14 protein-coding genes and 1 pseudogene are annotated in these 17,529 nt (G+C 68.7%); 11 read left to right on the top strand and 4 right to left on the bottom strand.

Annotated elements, in window-relative coordinates; translation table 11 throughout:
* The first annotated feature begins 74 nt into the window (after positions 1 to 74).
* The 4 genes from KXD96_RS15225 (at position 75) to KXD96_RS15210 (ending at position 3,283) form a co-directional block, all read left to right on the top strand.
* Complete coding sequence (locus KXD96_RS15225; RefSeq protein WP_260736876.1) at positions 75 to 1,058, top strand: IS481 family transposase; 984 nt, start codon at positions 75 to 77, stop codon at positions 1,056 to 1,058.
* Positions 1,059 to 1,134: 76 nt separating this feature from the next.
* Complete coding sequence (locus KXD96_RS15220; protein ID WP_260736874.1) at positions 1,135 to 2,616, top strand: alpha/beta hydrolase family protein; 1,482 nt, start codon at positions 1,135 to 1,137, stop codon at positions 2,614 to 2,616.
* Positions 2,617 to 2,622: 6 nt separating this feature from the next.
* Positions 2,623 to 3,048, top strand: a complete 426-nt coding sequence (locus KXD96_RS15215) for a DUF6653 family protein (protein ID WP_260736872.1) — start codon at positions 2,623 to 2,625, stop codon at positions 3,046 to 3,048.
* Entirely contained in the window at positions 3,041 to 3,283 is a 243-nt protein-coding gene (locus KXD96_RS15210) for a hypothetical protein (protein ID WP_260736870.1), read from the top strand. Before KXD96_RS15215 ends, KXD96_RS15210 begins: the two co-directional genes overlap by 8 nt.
* Positions 3,284 to 3,348: 65 nt before the next feature.
* Here KXD96_RS15210 and uvrA read toward each other — a convergent pair whose 3' ends face one another.
* Positions 3,349 to 6,252: an excinuclease ABC subunit UvrA gene (uvrA, locus tag KXD96_RS15205; RefSeq protein ID WP_260736867.1), complete on the bottom strand. Its 2,904-nt coding sequence runs from the start codon at positions 6,250 to 6,252 to the stop codon at positions 3,349 to 3,351.
* Positions 6,253 to 6,362: 110 nt separating this feature from the next.
* Here uvrA and KXD96_RS15200 point away from each other — a divergent pair, with 110 nt between their 5' ends.
* Positions 6,363 to 7,049 (top strand): MBL fold metallo-hydrolase, encoded by a 687-nt coding sequence (locus tag KXD96_RS15200; protein WP_260736866.1) that lies wholly within the window; start codon positions 6,363 to 6,365, stop codon positions 7,047 to 7,049.
* A 216-nt stretch (positions 7,050 to 7,265) separates the two neighbouring features.
* Complete coding sequence (locus KXD96_RS15195) at positions 7,266 to 8,660, top strand: PPE family protein (protein WP_260736863.1); 1,395 nt, start codon at positions 7,266 to 7,268, stop codon at positions 8,658 to 8,660.
* Between the two features lie 17 nt (positions 8,661 to 8,677).
* On the opposite strand, the gene KXD96_RS15190 is transcribed toward KXD96_RS15195, so the two are convergent.
* Complete coding sequence (locus tag KXD96_RS15190; RefSeq protein WP_260736860.1) at positions 8,678 to 9,121, bottom strand: universal stress protein; 444 nt, start codon at positions 9,119 to 9,121, stop codon at positions 8,678 to 8,680.
* A 207-nt stretch (positions 9,122 to 9,328) separates the two neighbouring features.
* On the opposite strand from KXD96_RS15190, the gene KXD96_RS15185 reads away from it, so the two are divergent.
* Positions 9,329 to 10,978: a hypothetical protein gene (locus KXD96_RS15185; protein WP_396876687.1), complete on the top strand. Its 1,650-nt coding sequence runs from the start codon at positions 9,329 to 9,331 to the stop codon at positions 10,976 to 10,978.
* 67 nt (positions 10,979 to 11,045) lie between these two features.
* On the opposite strand, the gene KXD96_RS15180 is transcribed toward KXD96_RS15185, so the two are convergent.
* On the bottom strand, positions 11,046 to 12,455 hold the full coding sequence (locus KXD96_RS15180) for an MFS transporter (RefSeq protein ID WP_260736857.1): 1,410 nt from the start codon (positions 12,453 to 12,455) through the stop codon (positions 11,046 to 11,048).
* 57 nt (positions 12,456 to 12,512) lie between these two features.
* Positions 12,513 to 14,669, bottom strand: a complete 2,157-nt coding sequence (gene uvrB / locus KXD96_RS15175) for an excinuclease ABC subunit UvrB (RefSeq protein ID WP_260736854.1) — start codon at positions 14,667 to 14,669, stop codon at positions 12,513 to 12,515.
* A gap of 479 nt (positions 14,670 to 15,148) precedes the next feature.
* Between uvrB and KXD96_RS15170 the strand changes: the two genes are divergently transcribed.
* The 4 genes and pseudogenes from KXD96_RS15170 to KXD96_RS28640 all read left to right on the top strand — a co-directional run bounded on the left by KXD96_RS15170 (position 15,149) and on the right by KXD96_RS28640 (position 17,512).
* Positions 15,149 to 15,589 carry a DUF402 domain-containing protein gene (locus KXD96_RS15170; protein ID WP_260736852.1) on the top strand — a complete coding sequence of 147 codons (441 nt, stop codon included), beginning with the start codon at positions 15,149 to 15,151 and terminating at the stop codon, positions 15,587 to 15,589.
* The gene (gene ligD / locus KXD96_RS15165; RefSeq protein WP_260736849.1) at positions 15,574 to 16,578 is read left to right on the top strand and encodes a non-homologous end-joining DNA ligase; all 1,005 of its coding nucleotides are present in this window, start codon (positions 15,574 to 15,576) and stop codon (positions 16,576 to 16,578) included. The genes KXD96_RS15170 and ligD overlap by 16 nt, the downstream gene beginning before the upstream one ends.
* Positions 16,575 to 16,742, top strand: a complete 168-nt coding sequence (locus KXD96_RS15160) for a hypothetical protein (RefSeq protein WP_260736848.1) — start codon at positions 16,575 to 16,577, stop codon at positions 16,740 to 16,742. Before ligD ends, KXD96_RS15160 begins: the two co-directional genes overlap by 4 nt.
* Positions 16,735 to 17,512, top strand: a pseudogene (locus KXD96_RS28640) (Fpg/Nei family DNA glycosylase). Before KXD96_RS15160 ends, KXD96_RS28640 begins: the two are co-directional and overlap by 8 nt.
* Positions 17,513 to 17,529 lie beyond the last annotated feature (17 nt).

Raw genomic sequence — 17,529 nt, 5'->3', positions numbered from 1 at the left:
GTGGTGACATGACGAAGACCTCCGAGTGAAGTGCGAGCTGTCAAGGAACGCACTGCTCACAATCGGAGGTCTTCGTGTCCCACCGTAATGCTCCATTGTCTGAAACCGGTCGGCTGCGGCTGGCCCGGTGTGTTGTTGATGATGGCTGGCCGCTGCGGCGGGCCGCCGAGCGGTTCCAGGTGTCGGCGACCACCGCGGCGCGCTGGGCCGGGCGGTACCGCGCCGCCGGGGCGCCGGCAATGGTTGATCGCAGTTCACGCCCGCATCACAGCCCTCGCCGCACACCCACGCGCACCGAGCGCCGCATCATTAAAGTTCGGGTGATCCGCAGGTGGGGACCCGCTCGAATCGGTTACCTACTCGGCATCCATCCCTCCACGGTGCATCGCGTGCTCACCCGTTACGGGATGGCCAGACTCCGTTGGCTAGACCGCCCCACCGGTCGGGTGATCCGCCGCATCGACTCGGCTAGGTGCGGCGAGCTAGTGCATGTCGATGTCAAAAAACTGGGCAAGATCCCCGCCGGCGGTGGTTGGCGGATGCTGGGCCGATCGCTGGGCAAACGCAATTCTCAAGCTCATCGATCGATTCGGATGACCGCGCGCCACCCCGCGATCGGGTACCACTTCCTACACACCGCCATTGATGGCCACTCGCGCCTGGCCTACACCGAGCTGCTGGCTGACGAACGCAAAGACACTGCGGCAGCGTTTTGGATCCGCGCTGATGCCTGGTTCACCGCGCACGGCATCACGGTACGGAAAGTATTGACCGACAACGGGTCCTGCTATCGATCCCAGGCCTTCACCGACGCACTCGGAGCTATCGAGCATCGCCGCACCCGCCCCTATCGGCCGCAAACCAACGGCAAAGTGGAGAGATTTCACCGCACGCTAGCCGACGAATGGGCCTACGCCCAGCTCTACACCAGCGACGCCGAACGCTGCCACGCCTTCACTGCCTGGCTCCACACCTACAATCACCACCGCGGCCACACCGCACTCGGCGGCCAACCACCCGCCAGCCGCGTACCTAACCTCTCAGGTCAGTACAACTAGCCGGCGCCAGGACACGCGCGCGGTCCATGGCGAACATTCGGTGAATACGTTCCAGGCCGGTTAACAATCGATCACAATGAAAGCCGTGACCGCGTCGACGACCAACGCCACGACGCAGTTGCTGGCAAGCGCTCACACTTCCCTGATGCACGGCTGGCTGCCGATCACGATTCAGGTGGTGGCCGCGGTGGCGCTGACGCTGGCCGTCGGCTGGCGCTCGCGCCGGTGGCGGACGGTGTGGTTGCCGGCGGCCGCGGCGGCCGGTGCTGCCGCCGCCTACCTGACGCACTGGTACATCGTCGACCGTGGCCTGTCCGACGAACCAGCGCCGGCCGCGCTGTGGCTTTGGATCGCGTTGACCGGTACGGCGGTGGCGGTGCTGATCCTGGGGTGGCGGGGCGCCCGCCGCTGGCGGCGCTGCGCCGGGCTGCTGGCCGTGCCGTCGTGCGCGCTATGCGCCGCCCTGGTGCTCAACCTGTGGGTCGGCTACTTCCCGACCGTGCAGGCGGCGTGGGGCCAGCTGACGTCCGGTCCCCTGCCCGATCAGACCGACCCGGCCACCGTCACCGCGATGGCCGCCAAACGGGCGCGGCCGCCGCACGGCAGCGTAGTCCCGGTGGTCATCCCGTCCGACGCCTCGCATTTCAAGCACCGCGGTGAGCTGGTGTACCTGCCGCCGGAATGGTTCACCAGCAGCCCGCCGCCGGCGCTGCCGACCGTCATGATGATCGGGGGGCAGTTCAACACGCCCGCCGACTGGACCCGCGCGGGCAACGCGGTCAAGTCGATCGACGACTTCGCGGCCGCCCACGACGGCAAGGCCCCGGTGCTGGTGTTCGTCGACTCCGGCGGGGCCTTCAACAACGACACCGAATGCGTCAACGGCAGCCGCGGTAACGCCGCCGACCACCTGACCAAAGACGTTGTGCCGTATATGGTTTCCCAGTTCGGCGTCAGCCGCGACCGGTCCAGCTGGGGCATCGCCGGCTGGTCGATGGGCGGGACCTGCGCCGTGGACCTGACCGTCATGCACCCCGACATGTTCAGCGCCTTCGTCGACGTGGCCGGCGACTTCTTCCCGAACGCCGGGAACAAGGCCCAAACCATCGCCCGGCTCTTCGGCGGAAATGCCGACGCGTGGGCGGCATTCGACCCCACCACGGTGATCAGCCGGCACGGGCCCTACCGCGACGTGGCCGGCTGGTTCGCGATATCCGCGGACAGCCCGGCGGCACCGCGTCACGACCCGGTCATGACCGATAGTGGCGCGATCCTGCTGGCCAGCCGGCAGGCGGCCGCCGACCCCGGCAACCAGGCCGCGGCCGCCTATGCACTGTGTGCGCTCGGGCGCGCCAACGGGATCGACTGCGCGGTGCTGGCGCAGCCAGGCCGACACGATTGGCCGTTCGCTGACCGGGCCTTCGCCGCCGCGTTGCCGTGGCTGGCCGGCCGGCTGGGCACGCCGGGAGTTCCGCGGACCGCGTTGCCCGGCACCGCCCCCGCGCCCGCCGCCCCGGTCGTCGTCCCGGCCGACCATTCCACTCCCGCCGGGCGGTAGCCGCCGATGCTTTCGGTTGCGGGGGTTCGGCGCGCGATCTTTGCGCGGCACTGCAACCCGTGGAGCGCCTGGACCCGCTGGGCGAGCACGCCGCTGATCCTGGTGCCGCCGTGGACGCGGCGCCGCAGCCATGCGGCGTGGATTGCGTTGTGGCTGGCGGTCAACCCGTTCGTGTTCGGCAAGCCGGCCCACGAGCGGGCGTGGTCGACGCGGGCGATGCTGGGCGAGGAGTTGTGGATCAGCCGTCGTCCCCGGGATGCGGCCATGGTGGTCAGCGCGCTGACGTCGGTGGCCGCACTGGGTGCGGTCGTCGCCGCTTGCCGCCACCGCGCGCTGCCGGCGGCGGCCGCGGTCGCGGTGCAGATGGCGTTGACGCTGGTGTACTGGGAGCAAATGGTGCGCTATTTCGAGCGGGAGCGTGGCTATGCCTGATCAACCAACCCCACCCGATCCCGGCTATGACAGCGCCGGTGTGCCGACCTTCGAATCCGTCCGCGAGAAGATCGAAACCCGGTACGCGACGGCGCAGGGCGCCGCGGAGCTCGATGCGGAGTCGGCCGAGGGCCGGTCGGTCGAGGAACAATACGAGGAGCGCGAGCGCGCGGCGGCCGAGCGGTTGGCGCGGATCCGCGAATCGATGCGCCCGCACGACAGCCACGAATCATAAACCGCTGCGCGGTTTTTCGGCGCGTCGTCGCAGACGATTATGTGTCGCGAAGCGCCTTAGGCTCGCTAGGCGGTGACCTTGCGCCGCCGGTTCGACCGCTGCGGCGGGGCGGCGCGGCCGATCACCTCGGCGAGGAACTTCCCCGTGTAGCTTTCCGGCACGGCGGCGATGCCCTCTGGAGTGCCCTCGGCGACGACGGTTCCGCCCTCGGCGCCACCCTCGGGCCCCATGTCGACGATCCAGTCCGACGTCTTGATGACGTCCAGGTTGTGCTCGATGACGATGACCGTGTTGCCCTTGTCCACCAGGCCGTTGATGACCTTGAGCAGCTTGCGGATGTCGTCGAAATGCAGCCCGGTGGTGGGCTCGTCGAGGATGTAGATGGTCCGCCCCGTCGAGCGTTTCTGCAGCTCGGCGGCCAGCTTGACCCGCTGCGCCTCGCCGCCGGACAACGTCGGGGCGGGCTGGCCCAACCGGACGTAACCCAGGCCGACGTCGACCAGCGTGCGCAGGTAGCGGTGAATGCCGGTGATCGGCTCGAAGAACTCCGCCGCCTCCTCGATCGACATGTCCAGCACTTCGGAGATGGTCTTGCCCTTGTAGTGCACTTCCAGGGTTTCGCGGTTGTAGCGCGCACCGTGGCAGACCTCGCACGGCACGTACACGTCGGGCAGGAAGTTCATCTCGATCTTGATGGTGCCATCGCCCGTGCAGGCCTCGCAGCGGCCGCCCTTGACGTTGAACGAGAACCGACCCGGCTGGTAGCCACGGACTTTGGCCTCAGTGGTGGCCGCGAACAGCGTCCGGATCTTGTCGAACACGCCGGTGTAGGTGGCCGGGTTGGACCGCGGCGTGCGACCGATCGGCGATTGGTCGACCCGCACCAACTTGTCCAGGTGGTCCAGACCCGTCACCCGGGTGTGCCGCCCGGGCACCAGTCGCGCGCCGTTGAGCCGGTTGGCCAGCACGGTGGCCAGGATGTCGTTGACCAGAGTCGACTTGCCGGAGCCGGACACGCCGGTCACCGAGGTGAGCACCCCGAGCGGGAAGGAGACGTCGATGCCGCGCAGGTTGTGCTCCCGCGCGCCGACGACGGTGAGCTGGCGCCGGCGGTCGACGGGACGCCGGATCGCCGGCATCTCGATGGCTTCCTTGCCCGACAGGTAGGCGCCGGTGATCGAGTCCTTGTTGGCCAGCAACTCAGCGTAGGTCCCGCTGTGCACGATCTGGCCGCCGTGCTCCCCGGCCCGGGGGCCGATGTCGACGATCCAGTCGGCGTGGGCGATGGTGTCCTCGTCGTGTTCGACGACAATCAGCGTATTCCCCAAATCCCTTAGCCGCGTGAGGGTTTCGATGAGGCGACGGTTGTCGCGCTGGTGCAGGCCGATGGACGGCTCGTCGAGCACGTAGAGCACGCCCACCAGGCCGGACCCGATCTGGGTGGCCAGCCGGATGCGTTGCGCCTCGCCGCCGGACAGCGTGGCCGCGGCGCGCGACAGCGACAGGTAGTCCAGCCCCACGTCGAGCAGAAAGCCGAGCCGCGACTGGATTTCCTTGAGCACCTGCCCGGCGATCGCCTGCTCGCGGGGACCCAGGGTGAGCGCGTTCAGGAAGTCCGAGCAGTCCGAAATCGACAGCTCGGACACCTCGGCGATGGACTTCTTACCGCGTCCCCCCGCGGCCAGCGTCACCGCCAGGATCTCCGGCTTGAGCCGGGTGCCCTCGCACTCCGGGCACGGCACGTCACGCATGAAGCCCTCGTAGCGTTCCTTCATCTGCTCGGATTCGGTCTGGGCCATCTTGCGCTGCAGGAACGCCAGCACGCCCTCGAAATCGGCGTAGTAGGAACGGGTTCGGCCGTACCGGTTGCGGTAGCGCACATGCACCTGGTGGTCGGAGCCCTCCAGGATCGCCTTGCGCGCCTTGGCCGGCAGCTTGCGCCACGGCGTGTCGACGTCGAAGCCCATCTCGTCACCCAGGCCGGCCATCATCCGGGTGAAGTACTCCGCGGTGTGGCCCGTCGACCACGGCGCCACCGCGCCCTCGGCCAGGGTGCGCTCGGGATCGGGCACCACCAGGTCCGGGTCGACCTCTTTGCGGATGCCCAGGCCGGTGCACTCGGGGCAGGCGCCGTAGGGCGAGTTGAACGAGAACGACCGCGGTTCCAGGTCGTCGACCGCCAGCGCGTGCCCGTTGGGACAGGCCAGCTTCTCGGAGAAGCGCTGCTCGCGGTTGTGCGCGTCGTGCTCGTGATCGACGAACTCCAGCACCACGATGCCGTCGGCCAGATTCAGCGCGGTCTCCACCGAATCGGTGAGCCGCTGCTTGGCGCTGGCCTTGACGGTGAGGCGGTCCACCACCACCTCGATGTCGTGCTTCTCCTGCTTCTTCAGCTTGGGCGGGTCGGTCAGCGGATGCACCACGCCGTCGACCCGCACCCGGCTGTAGCCCTGCGCGTTGAGCTTCTCGAACAGGTCGGCGAACTCGCCCTTGCGGGTGCGTACCACCGGGGCGAGCACCAGGAAGCGGGTGCCCTCCGGCATCGCCAGCACCTGGTCGACGATTTGCTGGGGCGTCTGACGGGCGATCCGCTCACCGCAGACCGGGCAGTGCGGCGTGCCGGCGCGCGCGTACAGCAGCCGGAGGTAGTCGTACACCTCGGTGATGGTCCCGACGGTCGATCTCGGGTTGCGGTTGGTCGACTTCTGGTCGATCGACACCGCCGGGGACAGGCCCTCGATGAAGTCGACGTCCGGTTTGTCCATCTGCCCCAGGAACTGGCGGGCATAGGCGGACAGCGACTCCACGTACCGGCGCTGGCCCTCGGCGAAGATCGTGTCGAACGCCAGCGACGATTTGCCCGACCCCGAAAGCCCGGTGAAGACGATCAGCGCGTCGCGCGGCAGGTCGAGGTCGACGCCCCGCAGGTTGTGTTCGCGGGCGCCCTTGACGATCAGGCGGTCAGCCACGCTGCCCTCTCTCAGTGGATCTTTAGGTGCTGTAGCCGTTGATGCGCACGGCGCTTTCCATGCTATGTGCCCATACCGACAAGCAACGTTCGACCAGTAACGTGGCCGCTATGACTGCACCGGGCGAGCCGAGCGACAACTACACCGGACACGTCGACCCTGGTACGGCGGCCCGCCGGACCCTACCCGGCGCCACGATCCTAAAGGCGTCGGTGGGTCCCCATGACAACAATGCGTATTTGGTGACGTGTTCCGCTACCGGCGAAACCCTGTTGATCGACGCCGCCAACGACGCGGACGTCCTGATCGGCCTGACCCGGCGGTACGCGCCCAAGGTGTCGCTGATCGTGACCAGCCATCAGCACTTCGACCACTGGCAGGCGCTGGAGGCCGTCGCCGCGGCCACCGCGGCGCCGACCGCCGCCCACGCGATCGACGCCGGGCCGCTGCCGGTCAAACCGGACCGTTTGCTGGCGGGCGGCGACACCGTCCGGATCGGCGAGCTGGTATTCGACGTCATCCACCTGCGCGGGCACACGCCCGGCTCGATCGCGCTCGCCCTCGACGGGCCCGCGACGGGCGGGGTGACCCAGCTGTTCACCGGGGACTGCCTGTTTCCGGGCGGTGTCGGCAAAACCTGGCAGCCCGGCGATTTCGCCCAGCTACTCGAAGACGTCACCACCCGGGTGTTCGACGTGTACGACGACTCCACCGTCATCTACCCCGGCCACGGCGACGACACCGTGCTCGGCACCGAGCGCCCTCACCTGGCCGAATGGCGCGAGCGGGGCTGGTAAGGCCCGCGCGACCGAAACTCCCTCCGCGGCACCCCGTGATGGGTAGCATGCGACGCAACATTCGCACTCTGCAAAGGTGATCCAGTTGGCGTCGACAGCGCAGACGTTGCGATCGCATCGGCCCGTCCCCCGTGTTTCACCGGCCCTCGTTGAACCGTCCGCACCGATGCCGGCCGCGCCGGCAATCCCGGCCGCTTAGGCGATGGGCGAACCGGAATGTTGTTTGCATCAATACCGCCGGAGATCACCTCCGGGAGGATGTATGCGGGACCGGGGTCCGGACCGATGTGGGCGGCCGCGGCCGCCTGGGACGGGCTCGGCGTCGAGCTGAATACGGCCGCCGCCGGGTACCGCGCCGTGGTATCCGGGTTGACCCTCGGTCCATGGCTGGGGCCGGCGTCGGCGTCGATGCAAGCCGCCGCCCTCCACTACGCGTCCTGGCTCAGCGCCACCGGGGAACAGGTCAAGCAGGCCGCCGCTCAGGCCCGGGCGGCGGCCACGGCCTACGAGGCGGCATTTGCCGCGACGGTGCCACCCCCGCTCATCGCCCAGAACCGGGCGTTGTTGACGACACTGGTGGCCACGAACATCTTCGGGCAGAACACTGCGGCCATCGCGGCCACCGAGACGCAATACGCCGAGATGTGGGCTCAGGACGCATCCACGATGTACGCCTACGCGAGCGGGGCGGCGGCCGCATCAAACCTGACACCCTTCACCGACCCACCGCAGGACAGCAACCCGGTGGGAACGGAAGTCCAAGCCGACGCTGTTAATCGCGCGACCGGCACGTCGGCGGCGGGCAACACCCGCAACGCGCTGTCGCAAGTGGTTTCCACCGTGCCCAACGTGCTGCAAACGCTTGCCGGGAGCCCGGGCGACCCGACGCTGTCGGACATTTTCAATGTCACGGCCAGCGGTACCTATGTCGCGAGCGGGGTGCTGTTCATCCTCGGCCCCCTGCTCGCGGGCCCGATCGGCGCCGCGTTGCCGGCTTCGGCGTTGGGGTTCGGCGCACCCGCGCTCGGCGCCGCCGGAGCCGCGGCCCTGTTGAGCGACAGCTCGCCGGCCCCGTCGCCCGGGCACACCGAGGTATTGGCGGCCGCCGGCCGGGCGGCATCGGTCGGGGGGATGTCGGTGCCGGCCGCCTGGGCCGGTGCGGCTCCCGAATTCACCAGAGCGGCTGCGGCGCTGCCGGCACCCGCCCTGGTCGGATTCACGCAGGCCGAGGCCGACGGCATGGGGCCCGGATCGGCTGCGTTGCTGCCCGGCAGTCTGATGGCTGCCGCCGCCGGGGGTGGCGGGGCGGCGGGCGGCGGCTGGGCCGCCACGCGCGGCAGCGGGGTCGCGGAACGGGGCGGCGGACCCGCGCAAACCGACGGCGGTACGCGGACTCGGTACGCCGCCCCTCCAGCGATCGTCGCGCATGCGGCCCCGGGCGCGCACGGTCAGGCGAACCGGCCGGAAGCTGGTCAGCGCGGTGACAGCCTGCCCGGCGAGATGCTGCGCGAGGAGATCAACGGTCTGCGCAAGCAAATCGCCGAGTTGGCGATGGAGCGCGAAGTGTTGATGCGCTCACTCGCCTTGTGGGCCAAGGGATCGCCCGAGTAGCGGGGCGGGTAAGGCCGTCAGGCCGTGGTGTGGACGATCAGCACGTCGACCTTGGCCCGGCGTGAGACGTTGGCCGGCACGGATCCCAGCAGCCGGCCCGCGATCGTGCTCAGACCGACGTTTCCGACCACCAGCAGGTCCGCCTTTTCGTCCTCGGCCAGCTTGACCAGCGCGTCGACCGGGGCGCCGACGATCGGGCGCTCCTCGACGTTCTTGGCTCCGGCCTTGTGGGCCCGCTCCTTGGCGTCCTGCAGGATCGCGTAGATCGGCGCCGTGCCGGACACCTTGTAGCTCTCGTCGCGCAAGGCGTCGGCGGCCCGGGTGTCCTCATGCTGGGGCAGGTATGCGGACGCGACGATCAGCCTGGCGTCCGGGCCCGCGATCTGCGCCGCCCTGTCTACCGCACGCATTGACGAGTCCGAGCCGTCGGTTCCCACCACCACAGTCCGATAGGCGCCCATTTACCCTCCCAGTTTCGGTTGGTCAGCCAACCCAAGACAGTATCGCGTTTACCGCTTACAGGGGAAAGAGATTAGCGACACCGCGTGGCGCGGCGTGTCGACAATTTGCGGGGCCACGCTGGGCCAACGGACAATATCGCCGATGACAAATCAATCAAATGCACGGGGCTGAGGCGGAAAGCGTTGCATAACGCAGCTTTTCGCCGAATGCGTACGCCGCGGGCGAATAGGCCGGGGCAGATTTGTGACCCGTCCCGGCGATTCAGCTTTACAGTGACAAGCATCATGTCCATGCCCACCGTCGAGCAGCGTGTCGCGGACGAAGCCGAGGAACCCGCGCCCGCGCGTCCGCGCGGCCGACTGCTCGACCCGTGGGCGATCGCCGTGTTCGCGGCCGTCATCAGCGGCGCCTGGGCGTGCAGGCCCTCCCTGTGGTTCGACGAGGGCGCGACCATATCGGCCGCGGCGAGCCGGACCTTGTCCGAGCTGTGGCGGCTGCTGGGCCACATCGACGCGGTACACGGGCTGTATTACCTGCTGATGCACGGTTGGTTCGCGCTGTTCCCGCCGACCGAATTCTGGTCGCGGGCGCCCAGCGCCCTGGCGGTAGGCGCCGCCGCCGCCGGCGTCACGGTGTTCACCAGACAGTTCTCCACCCGGCCGACCGCGGTGTGCGCGGGTGTCATGTTCGCGATCCTGCCGCGCACCACCTGGGCGGGCATGGAGGCACGGCCGTACGCCCTCGCGGCCGCCGCGGCGGTCTGGCTCACGGTATTGCTGGTCGCCGCCGCTCGTCGCAACAGACCGCGATTGTGGATTTGCTACGCGCTGGCGTTAATGCTTGCGATTCTGCTCAATCTGAACTTGGTCCTGTTGGTGCCGGTTTATGCCGTGATGGTGCCGCTGTTGGCGCCCGAGAAAGCGCGCAAATCGCCGGTCATTTGGTGGGCGATCAGCTCGGCCGTCGCGGTCGCGGCCATGACGCCGTTCATGGTGTTCGCCCACGCCCAGGTTTGGCAGGTCAACTGGATTTACCCGGTCAGCTGGCATTACGCCTTCGACATCATCCTGCGCCAATATTTCGATCACAGCGTTCCGTTGGCCATCCTGTCCGCCGTGCTCATCGCGGCGGCGATCGCGGCCCGGCTGGCCGGCGCCCGGCCCCCGGCCGGCGACATGCGCCGACTGTTGATCGTCTGCTCGGCGTGGATCGTCATCCCCACCGCGCTGGTGGTCGTCTATTCGGCCGTCAACGAACCGATCTACTACCCGCGCTACCTGATCTTCACCGCACCCGCGATGGCCATCGTGCTGGCCGTTTGCATCGTCACGATGGCCCGCAGGCCCTGGCCCATCGCCGGCGTGGTGCTGGTCTGCGCCCTCGCCGCGGTGCCCAACTACCTGTTCACCCAGCGCTGGCCGTACGCCAAGGAGGGCTGGGACTACAGCCAGGTCGCGGATCTGATCAGCTCCCATGCCGCGCAAGGTGACTGTCTGATGGTGGACAACACGGTGCCCTGGCGCCCAGGGCCGATCCGCGCCCTGCTGGCCACCCGGCCGGCGGCGTTCCGGTCAGTGATCGACGTCGAGCGCGGGGCGTACGGGCCGAAGGTGGGGTCATTGTGGGACGGCCACGTCGCCGTCTGGCTGACGACGGCCAAAATCAACAAATGTCCTGCAATCTGGACCATTACCAACAAAGAACCGTCGCTGCCCGACCATCAATCCGGACCGTCATTGCAGCCCGGACCCGTATTCGGGCGCGCCCCGGCCTATCGATTCCCGAGTTATCTCGGTTTCCGCATTGTCGAACGGTGGCAGTTCCATAACTCGCAGGTGGTGAAGTCGACGCGCTGAGTCGCCGCTTTACCCGATGGCGTGAACCGCCATACCGAAGATCCGCCGGACTGAGTTCGGCGCGGGGCTAGCCGACCGGCTGCACCTGGCGCGCCCCGCGGGTGGCGCCGTAGGAGACCGCCACCCCGGCGGCGCAGAGGGCGGTGAACACCGTGAACAACCAGTGCGCCGCCATCCCGTCGCCGCCCTTGGTCGTGTTGACGACCACCCCGGCCAGACCGGCGGCGATCGCCGCGGAGATCAGTTGGACGGTGTTGATCGCCGCCGAGGCGGCGCCGCCTTCGGCCGGGTCGCTGACCGAGCCCATGGCCCGCGCCGACAGATGCGGCCAGGCCATCCCGATCCCGGTCCCCGCCACCAGCAGCGCCACCGCCCACAGCCCGGCGGTCCACGGGGAGGTGTCGCCGCGTCGGGCGACCGCAGCCAGGGCGAGACCGGACGCGGCCACGATCGGTGCGGCGACAATGACCCGCCCGACGGTTCGCGGGCTCTCGAGCGAGGCGCTGAGGATCTCGCTGACCGTCCAGCCCAGCGCCAGCGCGGCTCCCAGGAATCCCGCCGCTATCGGGGTCAGGTGCGCCAGCCGCTGGCCGAACAGCGGCACGTAGGTGTTGACCATCGCGGCGCCCATCAGCGCCCCCATGGTCAGATAGATCCACTTCAACGGTCCCGGCCCGAAGACGCTGGGCGGCAGGATCGCCGGGTGTATCCGCCAGTCGACGAGCACGAACAGGCCCACCAGCGCGATGCCGACGGCGAGCAGCGCGAACGTCGCAAGTATGTTGCTCGGAATCTGGGCGATGCTGACCGCCAGCGCGGAGGCGCCGAGCAGCAGCAGCGACCACACCGGGACCTTCATCGGCGCCGTCGCGGGCAGGCGCTCGACGCGGACGAGCGCGACCGGCACCAACATTGCCATCAAGCCGGTCAGCACCGCCATCGTCACGAAGGCCCATCGCCACAATCCCAGCTGGGCGAACAGGCCGCCCGTCGTGGGGCCAACCACCGTCGCCACGCCCCACATCGCCGACACCAGCGCCGAGCCACGCGTCCACAGCACGCGCGGCAGGGCGGAATTGATGACCGCGTACCCGAGGCCGGCCAGCAGGCCGCCGGCCACGCCCTGCAGGGCACGCCCAGCTATCAAAACCTGCATGTTCGGCGCCGCCGCGCAAACCAGGCTGGAGACGCCGAACACGGCGAGTCCGGTGAGGTACGACGAGCGCGCCCCGGCCCGCAGCAGCATCGGATTGACCATCGCCGCCGCCACCACGGACCCGACCAGGTACAAGGTCGTCACCCACGCGTACAGCCGGCTGCCGCCGATTTCGGCGATGGTGTTCGGCAACAAGCTGGTGGTCAGGAACTCGTTGGTGGCGTACAGGGCGACCCCGCCGGCCAGCAGGATGGAAGTCCTCAGGTACCTGGCCCCCAGCAGTTGGCGCCAGCCGCCGGTGACGGTCGCGGTGTCGGTCACCCTTCTACCGTATGGGGTGACTCGGGCGTGAAACTCGGAGATCTGGTGTCAGCAAACTCATTTCAGGCCGGCGGCGTCCATCCCACGTAGCTCCTTCTTCAGGTCGGCGATCTCGTCGCGGAAGCGTGCGGCCAGCTCGAATTGCAGGTCACGGGCGGCGGTCATCATCTGCTCGGTGAGGTCCTTGATCAGGTCGGCCAGTTCGGCGCGCGGCATGCTGGTCGTGTCGCGGCCCTCGAACACCCCGGCACTGACGGCGCGGCCCGGCTCGCCCTGGGCGCGCCGGCCCCGGGACATGCTGCGCCCCGAGCCGATTTCGACGGTCTCGCTGTCGTCGGCCTCGCGATAGACCTGGTCGAGGATGTCCGCGATCTTCTTGCGCAGCGGCTGCGGGTCGATGCCGTGGGCCTCGTTGTAGGCGATCTGCTTGGCCCGGCGCCGGTCGGTCTCGTCGATCGCCTCCTTCATGGAGTCGGTGATCGTGTCCGCGTACATGTGCACTTCACCGGAGACGTTGCGGGCGGCGCGGCCGATGGTCTGGATCAGGCTCCGGGACGACCGCAGGAAGCCCTCCTTGTCGGCGTCCAGGATCGCCACCAGCGACACCTCGGGCAGGTCCAGGCCCTCGCGCAGCAGGTTGATGCCGACGAGCACGTCGTACTCGCCCAGCCGCAGCTGGCGCAGCAATTCCACCCGGCGCAGCGTGTCGACCTCCGAGTGCAGATAGCGCACCCGGATGCCCATCTCCAGCAGGTAATCGGTGAGGTCCTCGGCCATCTTCTTGGTCAGCGTCGTGACCAGCACCCGCTCGTCGGCGTCCGTGCGCTTGCGGATCTCGCCGATCAGGTCGTCGATCTGCCCCTTGGTCGGCTTGACCACCACCTTCGGGTCGACCAGCCCGGTCGGCCGGATCACCTGCTCGACGAATTCGCCGCCGGCCTGGCTGAGTTCGTAGGGCCCCGGGGTGGCCGACAGGTACACCGTCTGCCCGATCCGGTCGGCGAACTCCTCCCACGTCAGCGGGCGGTTGTCGCACGCGGACGGCAACCGGAACCCGTACTCGACCAGGTTGCGTTTGCGGGACATGTCGCCCTCGTACATGCCGCCGATCTGCGGCACCGTGACGTGCGACTCGTCGATGACGAGCAGGAAGTCCTCCGGGAAGTAGTCGAGCAGGGTCGCCGGCGGCGAGCCCGGGCCGCGGCCGTCGATGTGACGCGAGTAGTTCTCGATGCCCGAACAGAACCCGACCTGCCGCATCATCTCGATGTCGTAGTTGGTGCGCATGCGCAGCCGCTGCGCCTCCAGCAGCTTGCCCTGGCCCTCCAGCTCGGCCAGCCGCTGCGCCAGCTCCTCCTCGATCGTGGAGATCGCGTGGGCCATCCGCTCGGGCCCGGCGACGTAGTGGGTGGCGGGGAAGATCCGCAGCGAGTCGACCTGGCGGATCACCTCGCCGGTCAGCGGGTGCAGGTAGTACAGAGCCTCCACCTCGTCGCCGAAGAACTCGATGCGCACCGCCAGCTCCTCATAGGACGGGATGATCTCGACGGTGTCGCCGCGCACCCGGAACGAGCCGCGGGTGAAGGACAGGTCGTTGCGGGTGTACTGCACGTCGACCAACAGCCGCAGCAGCGCGTCGCGGGGCACCTCGGTGCCGACCCGCAGCTCCACGGAGCGGTCCAGGTAGGACTGCGGCGTGCCCAGGCCGTAGATGCACGACACCGAGGCCACCACAACCACGTCGCGCCGCGACAGCAGCGCCGACGTCGCCGAATGCCGCAGCCGTTCCACGTCGTCGTTGATCGAGCTGTCCTTCTCGATGTAGGTGTCGGTCTGCGCGATGTACGCCTCCGGCTGGTAGTAGTCGTAGTACGACACGAAGTACTCAACCGCGTTGTGCGGCAACATCTCTCGCAACTCGTTGGCCAGCTGGGCGGCCAGCGTCTTGTTCGGCGCCATGACCAGCGTGGGCCGCTGCAGCCGCTCGATGAGCCAGGCGGTGGTGGCCGACTTCCCCGTGCCGGTGGCGCCGAGCAGCACCACGTCGCGCTCCCCCGCCTTGAGGCGGCGTTCCAGCTCGTCGATGGCGGCCGGCTGGTCGCCGGCGGGCTCGTGCGGGCTGACCACCTCGAAGCGGCCGCCGGCGCGCACGACCTCGTCGACCGCGCGGTATTCCGAATGTGCGAGTACCGGATGTTCCGTGGCGAAAGCCATGCCACCAGGGTAGAACCGCGCACCGACAAGTGTCGCGGGAGTGGTGGGCGCAGCCACATAAGCCACACCAGTACCTCCGCGGCACCACCAATCGGTCCGTGAAAGTGATAGCGCGGGCGATATCAAAGTCGAAGGTCACCCATTGGTGCGGACAAGCCGTGCCGGCTATCCCACCGACACGTCCGGATCCGGGTGACGGGACCGCACACTGCAGCAGATAACCGGCGTTCGAGGTGGTCATTGGCGAACACCGAGGTGCTCGGCCGGCCGCGTAAGCTGCCGGAGGTGTGCACGCCGGCGTGATCGAAGCCTGCCGCGGCGTAGCCGGCAGCGGAAGCGGCGTCGCGTCGTTGTCGCTGTTCTATGCCGGTTTCATGCGCTGGAAAATGCGGCTTCGCCGTTAGAGTTACCTCATCCATCCACCGAAGCACGAGACGTTCGACCTGATCGCCCGCACCAACACTGACCCCAAGGGCATCGTGCGGGCCGTGGACGAGTATGCGGTCCACCCGTGGGGCCTCTATGTGGCCCGGCCCACGCCGGGCCGCGTCCAGTTCCATTACCTCGAATCGTGGCTGCTGCCGTCGCTCGGCTTGCGCGCCACCGTCTTTCACTTCAATCCGGGCCATGAACGCGAACACGACTACTACCTCGACGTGGGCGAATACACGCCCGCACCCGATGTGTGGCGTTCGGAAGACCACTACCTCGACATCGAGGTCCGCACCGGCGACGGCGCGAACCTGGCCGACGTCGACGAGTTGCTGGAGGCCGTCCGCTACGGCTTGCTGTCCCCGGAGGTCGCCGAGCGGGCGGTGCGGCGCGCCGTGGACGCCGTAGCCGGGTTGGCCCGCAACGGCTACGACCTCGCCCGCTGGCTGGCCGGCCACGGGATGGAGCTGACGTGGCGCCAGACGTAGCGGCGGGTCTGCCCGCAGCGGCGCGCCAGGCGCTGCACGACGAGCCGGTCCCCGACTGGCGCTCCCCCATGCTGGCCACCCTGACCGACAAGCGGTTCTCAAATCCGCGGTGGATCTTCGAGCGCAAGTTCGACGGGATGCGCTGCCTGGCGTTCCGTGACGGCGACGGGGTGCGGTTGTTGTCGCGAAATCGCCAGCCGCTCAACGGGACCTATCCGGAGCTCGTCGACGCGCTGGCCGCGCAGCACTCCACACGCTTCGTGCTGGACGGCGAGGTGGTGGCGTTCGAGGGACGCCGCACCAGCTTCGCCCGGCTGCAGGGCCGCCTGGGCATCACCGACCCCACGGTGGCCCGCGCATCGCCTGTCCGCGTCTTCTACTACGTCTTCGACCTGCTGCACCTGGACGGCAAGTCCACGGTCGACGCCCCCCTGCTCTGGCGTAAGCGGCTGCTGCGCAATGCGATTGAATTCGGCGGCCCACTGCGCTACACCCCGCACCGCGTCGGGGACGGCCTCGCCGCTTATCGCGCGGCGTGCGAGCGCGGCGACGAAGGGGTGATCGCGAAACTGGCCGAGTCGCGATATGACGGCGGTCGCTCGAAGAATTGGTTGAAGTTCAAGTGCGTGCGCGACCAGGAGTTCGTGGTCGGCGGCTACACCAGCCCCAAGGGCAGCCGGGTCGAATTGGGCGCGCTGCTGCTGGGCTATTACGACGGCCGCGACCTCGTCTACGCCGGCAAGGTGGGCACGGGCTTCGACGAAGCGACGCTGCGCCGCCTGCACGAGCGGCTGTCGGCGATCGCGCGGGACACGCCGCCCTTCAGCCGCGGTCTGGTGCGGGAGGCCGGCGCCCATTGGGCGCGCCCCGAGCTGGTGGTCCAGATCGGTTTCACCGAGTGGACCCGGGACGGAAAGCTGCGCCACCCGCGTTACCTCGGCATCCGCACCGACAAAGACGCCGGCGGGGTCGTGCGGGAGAGCCGATGATGCCCCCCACTGACGTCGAGCCGACTCATCCGGATCGGGCCCTGCTTTCCGACGATGGGATCACCAAACGACTGGCCCGCCAACCCGATCCGTGGGCGAACCTGTCCCGGCACACCCGCTCACACTGCGGCCCGCAGCGACGACTGGACAGACTGCGTGCCTGAACTGCCTGACGTCGAAGGGTTCCGGCAGGAGCTGTCGGCCGCGCTTCCCGGCCGGCGGATTCGGCGCGTACGAGTAAAGGACCCCGGCATCCTGCGAAACACCACCGCGCAAACGCTCGCGCGCCGACTGACCGGTCACCGCTTCACTGCACCGCATCGGCACGGCAAGTGGCTGATCCTCGGCACGGACGGTCCGGCGCTGCTGATCCACAGCGGCATGACCGGCCACCCTTACTACGCCACCGACGGCGCTGACGAAATCGGGCACGAGCGACTGGTGGTGTCCCTGGACGAGAGTGAACTGCGCTACGCGGACCTCCGCAAACTGCGCGGCGTGTGGTTGGCCGACGACCAGCATGACGTCGAGCACATCACGGGGCCGCAGGGCCCCGATGCGTTGGGCATCGGGGCTGCCGGCGTTCCGCGACGCCCTGGGCGGCCGGCGGGGGCAACTGAAGACCACGCTGATGGACCAGTCGGTGATCGCCGGGCTCGGCAACCTGCTCGCCGACGAGATCTGCTGGCGGGCACGAATACGGCCCACGCGATCGGTTGCGCAGTTGGACGGCGAGGATCTCAGGGATCTGCACCGCGCGACGACGCAGGTGCTCCAGACCGCCGTGCGACATGGCCGGGTGCCCGGTCTGCCGCGTTGGCTCACCGCGGTCCGCGATGAACCGGGCCCTTGCTGCCCGCGTTGTGGCACGCGGCTGACCCGCGGTCGCGTGGGCGGCCGGACGTCGTGGTGGTGTCCACGCTGCCAGTCGTAACCGCTTGGTCGTCACAA

The sequence above is a fragment of the Mycobacterium sp. SMC-2 genome (assembly GCF_025263485.1).
Classification (GTDB): Bacteria; Actinomycetota; Actinomycetes; order Mycobacteriales; family Mycobacteriaceae; genus Mycobacterium.
This window is presented reverse-complemented; position numbering and strand designations above follow the sequence as displayed.